Origin of the sequence: Chryseobacterium capnotolerans, assembly GCF_021278965.1 — a bacterium.
Taxonomy (GTDB): Bacteria; Bacteroidota; Bacteroidia; order Flavobacteriales; family Weeksellaceae; genus Chryseobacterium; species Chryseobacterium capnotolerans.
In genome coordinates, this window is record NZ_CP065589.1 from 133,892 (window position 1) to 150,622 (window position 16,731).

Genomic DNA, 16,731 nt, shown 5'->3' on the forward strand with positions numbered 1-16,731 from the left:
AATATTCAGTCTCATAGTAGAATTGCTCCTTCTGATATTTCTAAACCATTATTGATTTTGTTTATAAATAATTTTATTTTAGTAAAAAATACTTGCGAAAAATTAATGTAAGTTTTCTAAAATATCCTCTACAGAAGCTCTTTTTTTATAGTCTGGGTCAAAGTGCCTCCAAGTTATTTCTTTAGCTTCATTAAGTATAAATGTTGCAGAAACAGGAAGTCTTCCCGAATTATCTGACCTGCTTTTGGTGAAATCATCTTTCAGTTTTGAGTTGTAGAAATTCAGGGTTTCACTGTTAGGAGTATAAAGAACATCAAAAGCTTCTGCAATTTTATAACCTTCATCATATAAAACAGTATACTCCGTTTTTGTTTTATTAATTGTTTTTTCTATGAACTCTGGTTTTTCTGGAGATATAATAACGAGTTTAGCGTTTTTGGATTTTAGTTCAGGTGCAATATTCTGTAATGTTTCAATATATTTATTACAAAACGGGCACCACTGTCCTCTGATAAAAACAACAACCATTTTTTCGTTTTCTTTTGATGAAGAAAATGTATTGCCCAAATGATCCTTAGCATTGAAATTATCAATCTTATCTCCAATCATTTTTCCTTTTACCTGATCAAGAGTTTGGCCTGAGGGAGAACGTTTTTTTCTTAAAACAGATGCTCCGACTTCTAAAAACTGTTCTGGATTATAATATCCAAAATCATATTGAACCAGTTTACCCTTTGGGTCCAGGAACAAAAAAGAGGGATAGTTGACAACTTTAAACTCTTTTACCAGTTTTACCCCTTCTTTCTCTGCGTCTATAGCAATATTTACAAAATTTTTGTTGAACATCTCTCCAATTCGAGGATCGGTGAAAGTATTCTTTGCCATAAGTTTACAAGGTCCACACCAGGTAGTATACAGATCAATGAAAATAAGTTTGTTTTCTTTAGCTGCGATTTTTTTCGCTGCCTCTAAATCAATTTTTTGAAAATTGATACCAGTGTTTTGTGCATTAAATAAAACTCCTGCTAATATGAGGAGACTCAATACTATTTTTTTGAACATAATGTTTCTTTTTTATATGTTCCATTAAAAAAGGAAAAATCACCCGTTAATTTATTTTTATTATGTAATGTGTTGATTTTTAGGTTGGAAAATTGCTGTTGTTTCTTATTTTTTTGATTTGTTCAACACATTTATATTTTTGGTTCTGGGCATTATGCTTGCTGGAATATTTGTATTTGTCCTGAATTTCCTCAATACTTTTATTTTCAATAAAAATATCATGGATCAGATTCTGGCAGTGCAGAGAGATAGACTGAACATAGCCAACCAGCTTCTCCCAATAATATTTTTCATTTTCGATAGCAGAGGTAATTTCCTGGTAATTGTCTGTTAAATAGTTTTCAGGAGACTCTACATAAAAATTTCTATTTCTCAATCTTTTTAACCACAAATTCTTAGAAATTCCAATGAGATAATTTCCCAGGCAGGTTTGGATCTTAAAATTGTCAGCATGCAATTTTTCATAAAGGATTAGCATGGCATCTTGGAAAATATCTTCTGCATCTTCCTGATTACCTTTATTTTTAAGGATAAATTTTTTTGTATACCCGAAATACTGTTGGTATAAAACACCAAAAGCTATATTGCTGTCTTTTTTAAAATCATCAACCGCTAACGAGTTAGTTGTTCTTCTGTCCATACTACAGTTACCTTTTTTTGAGTATTTCTATCAGTCTGATATCTGCGGTCCTGTCTCAGTGGGATTACTCCCAGAATATGGTTTCTTGAATCACACAATAACCAAGTCTTTTCCTTTATCAGAATAGATAGCTTCTCGTCTCTAAAAAATTTAGAAACTTTCTTTTTACCCGAAAAACCTATTGGATAAAACTCATCTCCATCCTGCTGTTTTCTCAAATAGAGTGGAAATTGAAGCTTTTCAACATCAAAATCCCATTCAAATCTTTTATTGATTTCATTAATGTTTTCAATATGATCTACGAGATTGATGATGGTTTGGTTTTCGGAAAAATCAAAATGATTGATCAGTATGATTTCTTCTTCGATTTTCGAAACATTATTTTTCTCCATAAAAATCAGTTCATCACGATTGATTATCAACTGATATTCTTTTGAAAAAAAAGAACTGTTATTTTCTGCCTTAAAAAATTTAGGGATTTCTTCTTCCTGATTGAACCCGTATTTTTTTAGAATTTCAAATTTCACGAAATCACTTTCCTGATCCAGCTTTTCCTTTGATAAGATTTTATGGTCTGGGTTAAATATCGTAAGGCGATTTTCTATTTCCTGAATCTGTTTTTGAACAAAATCTTTGGTCTGGTTTAGATATGAAGAGCTCTTTTTGAAGTTTTCCAGAAAATGATCATTGATTTCCTGTAATTTTGGAACAATGTCATTTCTGATCTTGTTTCTTAGATAATCACTCTTTGTATTGGACAAATCTTCCCGAAACTCAATCTTGTTTTCTGCTGCAAACTGATAAATTTCCTGCTTAGAAAACTGTAAAAGTGGACGAAGAATATGGTTGTCATTGGCAGGAATGCCACTCAGTCCATTAATTCCTGCTGCTTTGGAAAGGTTAATGATAAACGTTTCCAGCTGATCGTTTAGGTGATGGGCAGTAACCAGAAATTCCAGTTTTTCCTTTTCCTGAATTTCCTTAAAAAATGCATATCTAAGTTCTCTTGCCCAGAGCTGAATGGAATTTTCCGGTTTTTTATCCTTTTCCGAAACTTCATACAGGTGAAACCTGATATGATTTTTCTCACAAAAATCCTGTACCACTTTTTGATCTCTATCAGAATCTTCTCCACGAAGTTTATAATTGATATGAGCTATTTGAAATGAATACGCTGGATTCTCTTTTTTGTCCCTGGAACCAAGGAATAAAGAGGCCAGCACCATAGAGTCAGCCCCACCGCTCACTGCTAAAAGATAGGTGTGTTTTTCAGGCTGGTGAATAAGATTTTCTAATTGTTTTTTAAAGCTTGATTTTTTCAACATAGGTGTTGAGAATTTCTTTTATACAAAGATAATCCATATAATTCAATTGAATTTTCCTAACTTTGAGTAGTCTAAAAATGATTACTTATGAAGATTTTAAAAATTTTAGCGGTTTCTGCAATGGCGTTGGGGATGACCTCTTGTGTAAGCAAGAAGCAGTATGATGCCTTAAGCACAAACTATAAGCAATGTATTGAAAATATCGGAGAAAGACAGAGAGAAATTCAGGATTTGAAATCTCAAAACTCTGCATTAACAGGTGAAAATAATTTATTAAAAAGCCAGCATGATGCTTTAAAGTCATCATTAGATGCATGTCTATCCAATACAGGAAAAAGCTCTGCTAATATTGATAAACTTGTGGGAGAGATCAATGCTTCCAATTCATATATCAAGCAGTTGATTTCAAGCAATGCTAAAAATGATAGCTTAAACCTCGCTTTGTCTAACAAGCTGAAGAGATCTTTAGATAATGTATCAGATGAAGATGTACAGGTAAAAGTATTGAAAGGAGTAGTAATGATCTCCCTTTCAGACAAAATGTTATACAAAACAGGAGATTACAATATCTTACCGGCGGCTCAGGAAGTGCTGGGTAAAGTAGCCAAAGTAATCAATGATTATGATAAATATTCAGTATTGATTGAAGGAAATACAGATAATGCTCCATTAAATTCTGCAAACCTGCCAAGAGACAACTGGGATCTTTCTGCATTAAGAGGTACTTCTGTTGCTAAGGTTCTTCAGACTCAGTTTGGAGTAGACCCTGCAAGAATTACAGCAGGAGGACGTTCTGAATACAATCCGAAAGCTACTAATATGAGCGTTTCCGGAAGAGCAGAAAACAGAAGAACAGAAATCATCATTATGCCTAAGCTGGATGAGTTCATGAAACTAATGGATATTGCTCCCAAAAAATAATTACTGATAAATACAGTAAAAAAGATCCCGATTTTTGGGATCTTTTTTTATGCAGTAAATTGGATGTAACTTTTAAAGAAAGAGTTCTACTTATTTAGAAAATAATTGATATAGTCTTTGGAAATCAATGAGATGTGTTGTTGCTGAGGGGTGCCGCCACTTATCAAGAATTTACCATAAATATAATAGTGATATGAAAAGAATTATTCTATTGGTAAGCTTATTAGGATCTTCTTTAACCGGAACAGCTCTTGCACAAACGGAGACTTCAGGAAGAGAAAGAATATATAAAGCAACCCATACAAAAAGTACAGAACTGAAGCACACCAAACTGAAAGTAAATTTTGATTATCAGAATGAACAAATGAATGGTGAAGAATGGCTTACAGCTTCACCTTATTTTTATCCATCAGACTCATTGGTGCTGGATGCAAAAGGGATGTTGATTCATGAGGTGGCAATAGATAGAGGCGGGGATAGGACTCCGTTAAAGTACTATTATGGTAACAATATTCTTAAAATTAATCTTGATAAAACCTATAACCGGAATCAGGATTATACTGTCTATATCAAGTATACGTCCCGTCCTAATGTAGTTGAACAGCAGGGGAGCCCGGCCAAGGGGCTGTATTTCATCAATTCGAATGGAAAAGATCCTGATAAACCCACTCAGATCTGGACAGATGGTGAATCTGAATACTCATCAGTGTGGTTTCCTACGATAGATAAGCCTAATCAAAAGACAACTCAGGAAATTTATATGACAGTTCCTGATAAATATATTACGCTTTCTAATGGCGTTTTAAAAGAATCCCAAAAAGGGTCCGGAAATATGAGAACAGATCATTGGGTAATGGATCAAAGGCATGCGGTGTACCTTTTCTTTATGGGAGTAGGAGAATATAGTATCGTAAAAGATAAATGGAGAAATATTTCTATAGTTTATTATGTGGAAAAGGAATATGAGCCTTATGCAAGGCAGATCTATGGACATACGCCTGAAATGATGGAGTTTTTCTCTAAAAAATTAAATTATGATTTTCCCTGGCCAAAATACTCACAAATTTCTGCAAGAGATTATCCAAGTGTAGCCATGGAAAACACTACTGCTACTCTTCATAATATGGGAGTTATGCAGAAGCCGGGGCAACTGATCGATGAAAATAGATGGGAGGAGTATATTGCTCATGAGCTGTTTCATCATTGGTTCGGGGATCTGGTAACCGCAGAGAGCTGGAGTAATCTTACGCTGAATGAATCCTATGCCAACTACTCTCAATATCTCTGGAACGAATACAAATTCGGAAAAGATCAGGCAGATTATCATTTAATGTCTAATGTTAATAAATATTTCAACAGTCCTGAGGATTGTAAGAAAGATCTTGTAAGGTTCAGTTATGATGCTCCTGAAGATGTTTTTGATGTGGTATCTTACGAGAAAGGAGGTGGAATTCTTCATATGCTGAGAAATTATTTGGGTGATGATGCTTTTTTCGCAGGAACAAGTGATTTTTTAAAGACTTATGAATATAAAAACGCGGAGGCTCAGCAATTAAGATTATCATTTGAAAAAATATCAGGAAAAGACCTTAATTGGTTTTTTAACCAGTGGTATTATGGAAGTGGTAATCCCAAATTAGAGTATTCATATACTTTTGAGCCTGTTAAAAAGCAGGTGGAAGTAGTTATTAATCAATTACAGGAAAAGCCTTTTGAGTTTCCTTTAGCAATAGATGTGTATGATAATGGAAAACCAACGCGGTATAATGTATGGATCAATGCTAAAGCAAGAAATACTTTAAGCTTTAATGTTTCTGGAAAACCTGATTTGATCAATATCAATGCCGATGGGATATTGCTTTCTGAAATTGCAGATAAAAAGACGGCGGAACAAAATCTCTTACAATTTACTTATTCCAAAGAATTTTTGAGCCGGTATAAAGCACTTGCTGGAATTAAGAATGACTTAAACAGCCCCGCGTCTATTAAATTATTATCAGCTGCATTAAAGGACCCTTTCTTCAGAATCAGAATTAAAGCATTGGAGATATTAGATCTTACCAATTCAAATCAAAATAAAAATCTGGTGGCTGATGTTGAGAAGTTAGCGACTCAAGATCCAAGAACATTGGTACAGGCTGCTGCTATTTCTGCCTTGGCAAAGACCAAAAATAAAAAATATCTTCCATTATTCGAAAAAGGAATGGATGCGGTGTCCAATGCGGTAAAAGCAAATTCATTAATTGCCATCAATACCACAGATTCTTTAAAAATGAAAACAGTGATTGATCGGCTGGATCTCTCAGGGGCTTCTAAAGACATAATCATCAGAATGCTTCCCATTGTTGTTGAAAATAAAATAGATTCCCAAATGCAATATATTGTTTCCATTGTGGCATTTTATCCATTAATAAAACCTAATAATCCGGAATTGGGTAAAGTTGCGGAAGAAGGATTCAACAGGATTATGGAGTCTGATAATAGCAAGGCTACAGAAGGAATTGTCAGAATTTTAATTCAGGCAAAATCTGAAATGATGAAAAATGTTGAGACGAAAAAAGCAATCTATAATATGCTGGAAGCCGGATTGAATAAAAAGAATGAATATTTAAAAAGCAATCCGCAACACAAAGAAAGTGTTAATAAGCAGATTATTGCATTGAAACAACTTATAGAAGAATATAAATAAAGTTTGTAGGATTTCATCATTTGAAACCTTTCAAAAAAAAAATCCCGAAGAAATTCGGGAAATTTTTTTAATCAAATTAATTCTTCTTTTTTTAGAAAGGAAATAATTCGTCGTAAAAAATGATTGGATATTTCAGTCTTGTTTTTTGCAGAAGATTGTGTACTTCCTTTTGGAGGTACTTTTTTTGATTCTCATGATTAGTTTGTGGTTGATCTTCTGCAATCATTTTGTTTTCTAGTGTTTTTACCCCTTCGTTCTCTTTGCAAACTTATAACTATTACCGCGGAAATAACATCCGTATTTTCCCGGTATTTTGTATGGGTTTTTTCCCGAACATTAGATGATAAAATACTATATAATATTTTATTTTAAATATAATTGTCTGATTAATAAAAGAATGTGTATATTTAAATCTCCATAAAAGGAAATAAAAAGAGAGGGATCCGAAAATCTTAAAGAGTAGGAAATTAATACTAAACAAAATAATTATGAAAAATTCAAAAAAACTTTCAAGAGGAGAAATGAAAACTGTAAAAGGCGCTATTAATGGGTGTAATCCACAGATATTTTGTAGTAGTCCACAGACAAAGTGTTGCCCAGGATGGGTTTGTGCTGGTATAAGACAATATTGTATAGCTCTATAATTATTTTTTAAATAAAAATTAGATACAAAAGAGAGGAAATAATCCTCTCTTTTTGTATCTAATACTGAACAGAGGCGGTTTGGTTAAAAAGAAGTTTAAAATCCGTAAATTTGTTTAAATTAAAATGGTATGAGTTTTTTTGAAGAAAAGAATCCTGAAATGGATAGATATTTGGAAGCACATGCTTCCTCAGAATCAGAAATTCTGAAAAAGCTGAGAAGAGAAACTTATCAGAAAACAACACAACCTCATATGATTTCGGGTTATCAGCAGGGTAGGTTGTTAACAATCATTTCCCAAATGCTGCAGCCTAAAAACATTCTTGAAATTGGTACATTTACCGGATATGCTACGTTGTGCCTGGCTTCAGGATTAGCAAAAGATGGTAAAATTACCACACTGGATGTAAATGAAGATCTGGCTTATCTGCCGAAAAAATATTTTGAATCCAGTGAATATGCTGCTCAGATCGATTTCAGGCTTCAGGATGCTAAAGAATTTTTAAAAGAAACAGATCAATTTTTTGACCTGATCTTTGTAGATGCCGATAAAGAAAATTATGCAGAATATTTCAGACTGATCAAACCTCATACAAAATCAGGCTCAGTAGTGATGTTTGATAATGTTTTATGGTATGGAAAAGTCTTGGAAGAAAATCCTAAGATGAAATCTACACAGTCTATTCAGGAGTTGAACGATTTAGTGGCAAAAGACGAAGATTTTGAAAATCTTATTTTACCTTTGCGGGATGGAGTCAACTTCCTTCGCAGGAAGTAATCAAATGAAAAGAGTAAGAGATTTAGAAATAAAGCATACATGTGATTTCTAAATCTCTTAATTTTCCTAATTTCTAAATGAATAAAATGAATAAAGGAATTTGTATCGTAACAGTAGCGCCGGTTCGTGCAGAAGGTTCAGACAGAGCTGAAATTGTTACGGAAATATTGTTTGGAGAAAGTGCAGATATTTTAGAAGTTAATAAAAACTGGACTAAAATAAAGATGCATTATGATGGCTATGAAGGATGGATGGATACCAAACAGCTGAAAATGGTAACAGATGAAGAACTGGCCAATAGAAAAGTGACTGTTGTTACAGAAGATTTTTCCTCTGTATTGATGAATGATGGCAAAACTTTACTTTCTATGGGATCTGAAGTGGAGTTTCCGGTAGTGGCTTCAAGAAGAAGTCATGATATAAGGGAAAGTGTTGCTCTTACAGCTAAAGAATTCCTTAATGTTCCTTATTTATGGGGTGGTAAAAGCTTTTTCGCGGTAGACTGTTCCGGATTTACTCAATTGGTGTACAAAGTTCATGGGATTAAAATTCCAAGAGATGCTTCACAACAAGCAGAGATAGGAGAAGATCTTACTTTTGTAGAAGAGACAAAGCCCGGAGATTTAGCATTCTTTGAAAATGCTGAAGGAAAGATTATTCATGTAGGGATTATGCTGGAGAACCAGAAGATTATTCATGCTTCAGGAAAGGTAAGAATTGATACGCTGGATTCTACCGGAATCTTTAATAAGGAAATGAACAAACATACTCACAAACTGAGAGTGCTTAAAAGCATTATGTAAAACATGAGAGTTTCCAGTATATTATTAATTGTGAATACTCTTTTACTGATTGTAATCTGGGTTTTTACAGGAATCAAGTATGCTGGATTACCTGAAATTATCCCTACCCATTTTGATGTTCATGGAAATGTAGATGGAGAATCCGGGAAAACTACAATTTGGATTTTGCCATGCATTGCTGCTTTTATTCATCTCCTTTTTATTGGAATAAAAGATCCAAATTCACCGCTTGTGAATGTACCTCAAAGTTTCCGCAATGAAAGAACGCTGAAACTATATCTGTTTTCTCTGGAACTTCCCATAATGATACTGTTTCTTGATATCGTTGTTGAAAGTATCCGTGTTGCAGAAGGAAGACAGACAGAGCTTAGTGATGCTGTTTTCTATATTTTAGGATTATTGTTTGCTGTAATTGCCATAGGACTCATAAAATCACTTCGAGATAGTAAAACAAAATCAAACGACTAGATCTATCAAAATTGAATTTACTTTATAACATATTTATCAGTCTTCTCATTTTTGGAATGAAGGTTTTTTCATTATTTAATGATAAAACTAAAAAAGGCGTTGATGGAAGAAAAGAGTCTTTAGATAAGGTGAAATCTGCTTTTTCAAAAACAGATAAAGTAATCTGGATGCATGCTGCCAGTTTAGGAGAATATGAGCAAGGTTTGCCTGTGCTGGAAGAACTTAAAGTTCAGCTGCCCGATCATAAGATTCTGGTGACTTTCTTTTCCCCGTCAGGATATGAAAATGTAATTAAAAAGAAACATATTGCAGATGTGATCTGCTATTTACCATTTGATAAAAAGAGTATTGTAAACGAATTTATAGCACAATTCGATACTAAACTATTTTTTACGGTGAAATATGATTATTGGTATAACCTGTTTATGGCGCTGAAAGAAAAACAAGCAAAGATCTATGTGATTTCTGCCTTGTTCTATGAGCATCAATCGTTTTTTACCTCTTATGGAAAATGGTTTGTAAAACAGCTTAAAGAAGATGTAGACTGGTTTTTCCACCAGACCCAATTCTCATTGGCTTTGGCTAAAAGCGTAGGATTGGTGAAATCTTCTGTAACAGGAGATACAAGATTTGACAGGGTGAAACAGCTGCGGGATCGTGATAATCATGTTGAATATATTACAGACTTTATAGCAGACCGTAAAGCGGTTGTTTTTGGAAGCTCATGGCAGGCAGAAGAGAAAATTGCAGCAATGGTTTCCCGTAAAAACAACACCATCAAAATAATCATTGCCCCTCATGATCTGAAGAGAGTGGAGCACCTGAGAAATACCTTTCCCGATGCTTTATTGTATAGCAAAATTAAAGGTTCTGAGCCTTTAACCTTTAATTCTCAAATCTTGATTATAGATAGCATAGGGCTGTTGTCAAAACTATATTCCTATGCTGATATAGCAGTTGTAGGTGGTGGATTCCATGCTGCGGGGCTTCATAATATTCTGGAGGCTGCCACTTTTGGGGTTCCTGTGATCTTTGGAAGTCATTATAAAAAGAATCCTGAAGCTGATGATCTTATCAGTAAAAACGGCGGGAAATCTTTCACAGATGATCCTACGGCTGCAGAATTCGTTTTATTCCTTGCCAATGAGGATAATGAAGAAGAGCTTGCAGGAATGTCTGAAAATGCAAAGAATTTTGTTGATGAAAAACCGAATTCTACACAAATGATCCTTCAGAAGATTTTATCTTAAGAATCCCTGACTTTTGATGTCCTTCATGATTTGTTCGATATTTTCAGGAATGCTTTCAGATTCAAACCAGTTAAGGTCAAGACCATTATTGATGCATAGCTTTTGGAGATAATGGTTTTCGGAAACCTTTTGTTGCAGGCTTCTTAAAAGCTCATCAAATTCCATCCAGTAATCTTCATCCAGTTTCCTAATTAAAGTCAGAGATTTGAATATCTTATTGATGATGTAAATGTAAAGCTTGTAAACATTATCAAACCGTTGTCTGCTCAGATCAGTATTATAATCCAAAATTTTATCAACCATCAGCAGATTCAGGGAAACTTCACCAAACTTGTCTGTTGTTATTTTGATATGCTCAGTGATTTCTGCACTAATTTTCCGGATAATAGTCAGGAAATATTTAGTGTTGCCAATGTATTTTGATGCCAGGAGAATTTTTTCTTCCACATCTTTTTCCATTGTATTTCTTTTATCGTCGGTAGTTTCCGGGTCAATAAGCTCGAAATACAGTTTTTTAGATAATAATCTATCCTTTCGCAGGAGTCTGAAAATAAGTTTATCCTTTTCTGTGCTGGAAAATGCACTCAATGCCGCTTTAAACTCTTTTGAATACTCCATTAGTTGAATATTTTTGAATATTTCATGAATCCGTTTACCGCCCAGTTTGCTGTATAATACAATGATTTTAAAGTGGAGAATCCCATAAAATCCTTATAAACCAGATACTGGTCCTTAATAATATTTTTTTTCTTTCTAGATACACTATTCTCGCGCATTCTGTATTTAGCCATTGTCTTATTGATAGGCATCCCTTCCGGAATTACTTTCAATAGATTTAACCACATTACATGGTCTTCGCGCTTGCTTTTTACAGGAAACAGAAATTTCCCGACTCTTTTTGTGTCATACATTGTGGAAACTGGAGCCAGTCGGCAGGTCTTCAATAGGTTGGAAAAAGTAACGATTTTATCTGCAAGAAAATCTTTTAATATAGGCTGAAGCTGTTCATCACATCTTGAATAATTGCAGTAGACAAGCTCGGCATGATGTTCCTGCATATATTCTGTCATCGTTTCCAGATATTCAGGATACCAGAAGTCATCAGAATCCAGAAAAGCAATATATCGGCCCTGAGCTCTCTCAAGGCTGTTGTTTCTTGCATTTCCCGCACCTCCGTTTTTCTCCAGAACCTGAAGCTTGATCCTCGGATCGTTGTATTTTCTGATCATTTCAACGGTATTATCCTTAGAAAGATCATCAGTAATCAGCCATTCCCAATTTTCATAGGTTTGGTTAAGGACAGACTGTATCGTTTCTTCAATGAAATCAGCAGAATTGTAGCAGGGGGTGATAATGGAGACTAAGTCTTTCATTCGTGTTGTAAAATATCGGTAAAATTATAAAAATCTTTTTTCATAAAGGTGCCATGAAGCAATTCCTACTCCAATCACCACAAACATACACACAATACTCATAAGGTATGGATTGTAGTTGGCAAAAAGTCCCAACGTAGCAAATACTCTGATGATAGGGAAGTGGAAAATATAAATTCCATAAGTGAAATCTCCGTATTTTCCGAAATTATTTAGGAATTTAAAAGAATAAGCAATGTATAGAACAATAATGCTAATCATCATGGGTGAGAATAGCTTTATATCAAAAATAAGATCAATCCAAACCGTAACGATAGCAATAATAAAAAGAACATTTTTATGTTGAATAAATTTATCAAAATGAAAATACAAAAGCATTCCTCCGATAAAATAGCATAATGAGCCTGGAAGCTGTCTGGAAATAGAGGCTTTTCCAGTCATTTCGAAATAATTAAGATAAATCAGAGAAAGAAAATACAGAACAATTAAGCTGGTAGTACGGTATTTATTATTTTTTCCAAACAATAAAAACATCAATGGGACAGCTATATAAAAACACATTTCGATCTTAAGCGTCCATAATGCCCCATTTACAGCCTGGTTTCCAAATACACCGGGAAGCCAAGGCGCCTTAAAGTTGAGGAATATTGAATTCCAGAACCAATATTTATAGACCTGTGTATCGCTGAAATATTCAGAGAAAGGTAAAGTACTGACAAGACTCAATAATGTAGTGCAAAGAAATACAACAAGTAAATAAGCGGGAACAATTCTGTTGAACCTTTTTTTAGCATAGCTTTTTAAACTGGAAGACCTTTCGTAGCTTCTCGCAATTAAAAAACCACTTACAATGAAAAATGAGAAAACAGCAACTTCAACAGGGCTATGCGTTAAAAATGAAAGCTTTTCAGAGGCGCTTAAAGCACCCAAATGCCCTACAAAGACAATAAAAGCGAGGAGAACACGGATGAAGTCAAAATTGTTTTTCGTTATAGCTTGCATTTTTTTTCTTTCCTACAAAAATAACTTTTTTAATAAAACAGAGGAGTTTTCATATGTTCAATATTTTTTAAATAAAGGCAATATGACCGCTTGATGTTTTAAAATATGTATAAATAAAAGCTGATGAAATAATTTTTCACAAAAAATAGTAATATAAATCAAAAAAATTATAATTTTAGCGCTTGAAAAAATTGATCTATGAAGAAATTAGCACTACTATTTTTTGGTTTATCATTATTGGTGACCACCGGATGTAATAATAGCAACGATATTGTTATAGATGAACCCGTTATTGGACTCTGGCAACCGATAAAAGAGGTGGTTACTACTGTTGAGGTAGGGGAGCAGCCAATTTCAGATGTGATTACGTATACCGACTGCCAGAAACAATCCAGATGGTGGTTCAATACGGAAGTAGCTGGAAAAAGAATAGATGTGGAAGATCCTATTACAGGAACAGCCTGTAATATTTTACCTGATAAAAACTTTACTTACAGCTATGACAAAAGCGGTAAAACTCTTCAGATAAAATATCAGGGAGTCGTAGCACCGGAGAATACAAAAGTGATGACATTGGATGCAACTACACTCAACTTATCAATAAGAGTAGAAACTGAAGATCCTACAATATATAAAACAAGAACGATTACTTTTAAAAGAGTAAAGCCTCAGCCTTAATAGTATACTTCAAGATATAATAAAGGTCTCATCTTCGGGTGGGATCTTTCTGTTTAATAAGGAATTGTAATTCATCATAAATTAAATTTCTATTTCCTTTAAAATCATTATTTTTGTGAGTCTTGTTTTCAAGAAAAACAATTCAATATTAAAGTCTAACATATAAACATCTATATAAAGTGTTTTACGATCATCAGCAGATAGAAAAAAAGTGGCAGAAATACTGGGAGGATAATCAAACGTATAAAACTTCCAACAATACCGATAAACCTAAATTTTATGTACTCGACATGTTTCCGTACCCATCCGGAGCAGGACTTCACGTAGGGCATCCACTAGGATATATTGCGTCAGATATTTATGCGAGATATAAAAGACACCAAGGGTTTAACGTTCTCCACCCGGTAGGTTATGACAGCTTCGGGCTTCCTGCTGAGCAGTATGCAATCCAGACAGGACAGCATCCTGCCATCACTACAGAACAAAATATTAACAGATACGAAGAGCAATTAAGAAAAATCGGATTCTCATTTGACTGGAGCAGAGAAGTGAGAACTTCAGATGCATCTTATTATAAGTGGACACAGTGGATCTTTATTGAGTTGTATCACTCTTGGTACAATAAAAATACAGATAAGGCAGAATCTATCGAAACCCTAATCAAACATTTTGAAGAAAAAGGAACAGAAGGGTTAAATGCCAATCAAAATGATGAATTGAATTTCACGGCTGAAGAATGGACTAATGCTTCTGATCTTGATAAAGAAGATATCTTATTAAACTATCGTCTTGCATACAGAGCAGAGACGACTGTAAACTGGTGCCCTGCATTGGGAACCGTTTTGGCAAACGATGAGATAAAAGACGGAAAATCTGAAAGAGGAGGATTCCCTGTATTCCAAAAGAAAATGATGCAGTGGAGCATGAGAATTTCCGCATACTCTGAAAGATTACTACAAGGTCTTTCTACATTAGACTGGCCGCAACCGTTGAAAGATGCTCAGGAATACTGGATTGGAAAATCTCAGGGAGCACAGGTTCAGTTCCAGGTAGAAAGTCATGACGAAATTGTTGAGGTTTTCACCACAAGACCTGATACTATATTTGGAGCAACCTTTATGGTGCTTGCTCCGGAAAATCCATTAGTAGATACAATTACTACTGATGCTCAAAAAGCAGAAGTAGATACATATATAGAAGAAACTTCCAAGAAAACTGAAAGAGATAGAATGTCTGACGTGAAAAACGTGAGCGGAGCTTTCACAGGAAGTTATGCAATCAATCCTTTCAGCGGAACAAAAATGCCGATCTATATTTCAGACTATGTATTGATGGGCTATGGGACAGGAGCTGTAATGGCTGTTCCTGCACATGACGAGCGTGATCACAGATTTGCAAAGAAATTTAATTTAGAAATTAAAAAAGTTGTAGAAACAGAAGAAGACGTTCAGGAAAATTCTTTTGAATCTAAAGACTCAGTTTGTGTAAATTCAGATTTCTTAAACGGATTGCGTTATAATGATGCCAAATCAAAAATAATTTCAGAAATTGAAACGAAAGGAATCGGTCACGGAACTACGAACTACAGACAGCGTGATGCGATTTTCTCAAGACAGCGTTATTGGGGAGAACCGGTTCCTATCTATTATAAAGATGGAATGCCATACACATTACCAGTTTCTGCTTTGCCATTAGAACTTCCTGAAGTTGAAAAATATCTGCCAACTGAAGATGGAGATCCACCACTAGGAAATGCTAAAACATTTGCATGGGACGAAGTAAATCAGAAAGTAGTCGCTACAGATCTAATTGATGACCAGACTATATTCCCTTTAGAATTATCTACAATGCCGGGGTGGGCTGGAAGCTCTTGGTATTTCCTTAGATATATGGATCCTCAGAATGATGGAGAGTTCACCGCAAAAAATCTTTCAGACTACTGGGGACAGGTAGACCTGTATATAGGAGGCAGCGAACACGCAACCGGTCACTTATTGTATTCCCGTTTCTGGAATATGTTCTTAAAAGACAGAGGATATATCAACCATGATGAACCTTTCCAGAAATTAATCAACCAGGGAATGATTCTTGGGATGAGTGCATTCGTATACAGAATTGATGGTACTAATCAATATGTATCTAAAAATTTAGCAAGCGAATATCAAACTCAGCAGATCCATGTTGACGTATCCTTATTAAAAGGAACATCTGATGAATTGGATACTGAAGCATTCAAAGCATGGAGACCAGACTATGCAGAAGCTGAATTTATTTTGGAAGATGGAAAATACATCACAGATCGTGAAGTAGAAAAAATGTCCAAGTCAAAATACAACGTGGTGAATCCTGATGACATCTGTGAAGAATACGGAGCAGACGGATTAAGACTGTATGAAATGTTCTTAGGACCATTGGAGCAGTCCAAACCTTGGAATACACAAGGATTAAGTGGAGTATATGGTTTCCTTAAAAAATTCTGGAACCTTTATTTCAATGGAGATGTATTTGAAGTTTCTGATGAAGAACCTACAAAAGCTGAGTATAAAGTTTTACATACTTTAATAAAGAAGGTTGTTTACGATATTGAAAACTTCTCTTTCAATACATCAGTATCTTCATTTATGATTGCTGTAAACGAGCTTCAGAAAATAAAATGCAACAAACGCAATATTTTAGAACCGTTAGCCGTTATCATCTCTCCATATGCGCCTCATATTTGTGAAGAATTGTGGAGTTTATTAGGACATGATACATCCATAGAATTTGAACAATTCCCAGTATTAAATGAGGAATATTTGGTAGAAGATGAAATTGAGTATCCGGTAAGCATAAATGGTAGAATGAAGTTCAAAATTTCTCTTTCGGCTCAATTATCTGCGAAGGAGGTAGAAGATTTGGTGATTTCAAATGAGAAAATGCAACAGATTTTGGAGGGTAAAACCCCTAAAAAAATCATTGTAGTCCCTCACCGTATTGTGAATATCGTAATTTAAAAAAAAATTAACATTGGGAAATTAAAAAAAATGAAGTCCTTATTTTTTAGATTTTTTAACTCAAATGTTAAATTTGAGGAAAATAAATAAAATAATTGCGAATAAT

Annotated in this window: 15 protein-coding genes; 9 read left to right on the forward strand and 6 right to left on the reverse strand. The window is 34.4% G+C overall.

The window, feature by feature from the left end:
• Positions 1-102: 102 nt before the first annotated feature.
• The 3 genes from H5J24_RS00565 to tilS all read right to left on the reverse strand — a co-directional run bounded on the left by H5J24_RS00565 (position 103) and on the right by tilS (position 3,027).
• The gene (locus tag H5J24_RS00565; protein ID WP_068944850.1) at positions 103-1,062 is read right to left on the reverse strand and encodes a redoxin domain-containing protein; all 960 of its coding nucleotides are present in this window, start codon (positions 1,060-1,062) and stop codon (positions 103-105) included.
• Positions 1,063-1,141: 79 nt separating this feature from the next.
• Complete coding sequence (locus tag H5J24_RS00570) at positions 1,142-1,702, reverse strand: RNA polymerase sigma factor (RefSeq protein WP_068944849.1); 561 nt, start codon at positions 1,700-1,702, stop codon at positions 1,142-1,144.
• Positions 1,675-3,027 carry a tRNA lysidine(34) synthetase TilS gene (tilS, locus tag H5J24_RS00575; protein ID WP_068944848.1) on the reverse strand — a complete coding sequence of 451 codons (1,353 nt, stop codon included), beginning with the start codon at positions 3,025-3,027 and terminating at the stop codon, positions 1,675-1,677. Before tilS ends, H5J24_RS00570 begins: the two co-directional genes overlap by 28 nt.
• Before the next feature lie 87 nt (positions 3,028-3,114).
• On the opposite strand from tilS, the gene H5J24_RS00580 reads away from it, so the two are divergent.
• The 7 genes from H5J24_RS00580 (at position 3,115) to H5J24_RS00605 (ending at position 10,579) form a co-directional block, all read left to right on the forward strand.
• A complete protein-coding gene (locus tag H5J24_RS00580; protein WP_068944847.1) occupies positions 3,115-3,948 on the forward strand; it encodes an OmpA family protein in 834 nt (277 codons plus the stop codon).
• A 193-nt stretch (positions 3,949-4,141) separates the two neighbouring features.
• Positions 4,142-6,637, forward strand: coding sequence for a M1 family metallopeptidase (locus H5J24_RS00585; RefSeq protein WP_068944846.1), 2,496 nt, complete (start codon positions 4,142-4,144; stop codon positions 6,635-6,637).
• 488 nt (positions 6,638-7,125) lie between these two features.
• Positions 7,126-7,281, forward strand: coding sequence for a CCPGW family putative bacteriocin (locus H5J24_RS26090; RefSeq protein ID WP_407918889.1), 156 nt, complete (start codon positions 7,126-7,128; stop codon positions 7,279-7,281).
• 129 nt (positions 7,282-7,410) lie between these two features.
• Positions 7,411-8,058: an O-methyltransferase gene (locus tag H5J24_RS00590; RefSeq protein ID WP_068944845.1), complete on the forward strand. Its 648-nt coding sequence runs from the start codon at positions 7,411-7,413 to the stop codon at positions 8,056-8,058.
• Positions 8,059-8,144: 86 nt separating this feature from the next.
• Positions 8,145-8,861: a C40 family peptidase gene (locus tag H5J24_RS00595; protein WP_068945220.1), complete on the forward strand. Its 717-nt coding sequence runs from the start codon at positions 8,145-8,147 to the stop codon at positions 8,859-8,861.
• Between the two features lie 3 nt (positions 8,862-8,864).
• Positions 8,865-9,329 carry a DUF1648 domain-containing protein gene (locus tag H5J24_RS00600; protein WP_068944844.1) on the forward strand — a complete coding sequence of 155 codons (465 nt, stop codon included), beginning with the start codon at positions 8,865-8,867 and terminating at the stop codon, positions 9,327-9,329.
• Between the two features lie 11 nt (positions 9,330-9,340).
• A complete protein-coding gene (locus H5J24_RS00605) occupies positions 9,341-10,579 on the forward strand; it encodes a 3-deoxy-D-manno-octulosonic acid transferase (RefSeq protein ID WP_096788323.1) in 1,239 nt (412 codons plus the stop codon).
• On the opposite strand, the gene H5J24_RS00610 is transcribed toward H5J24_RS00605, so the two are convergent.
• The 3 genes from H5J24_RS00610 to H5J24_RS00620 are packed head-to-tail and all read right to left on the reverse strand — an operon-like array spanning position 10,571 to position 12,954.
• Entirely contained in the window at positions 10,571-11,197 is a 627-nt protein-coding gene (locus H5J24_RS00610; protein ID WP_068944842.1) for a calponin homology domain-containing protein, read from the reverse strand. The genes H5J24_RS00605 and H5J24_RS00610 overlap by 9 nt on opposite strands.
• Complete coding sequence (locus H5J24_RS00615; RefSeq protein ID WP_068944841.1) at positions 11,197-11,952, reverse strand: glycosyltransferase family 2 protein; 756 nt, start codon at positions 11,950-11,952, stop codon at positions 11,197-11,199. Before H5J24_RS00615 ends, H5J24_RS00610 begins: the two co-directional genes overlap by 1 nt.
• A gap of 24 nt (positions 11,953-11,976) precedes the next feature.
• A complete protein-coding gene (locus H5J24_RS00620) occupies positions 11,977-12,954 on the reverse strand; it encodes an acyltransferase family protein (protein WP_068944840.1) in 978 nt (325 codons plus the stop codon).
• 198 nt (positions 12,955-13,152) lie between these two features.
• Here H5J24_RS00620 and H5J24_RS00625 point away from each other — a divergent pair, with 198 nt between their 5' ends.
• Entirely contained in the window at positions 13,153-13,632 is a 480-nt protein-coding gene (locus H5J24_RS00625; RefSeq protein ID WP_068944839.1) for a lipocalin-like domain-containing protein, read from the forward strand.
• Positions 13,633-13,811: 179 nt separating this feature from the next.
• Positions 13,812-16,625 (forward strand): leucine--tRNA ligase, encoded by a 2,814-nt coding sequence (gene leuS / locus H5J24_RS00630; protein ID WP_068944838.1) that lies wholly within the window; start codon positions 13,812-13,814, stop codon positions 16,623-16,625.
• The last annotated feature ends 106 nt before the right edge of the window (positions 16,626-16,731 follow it).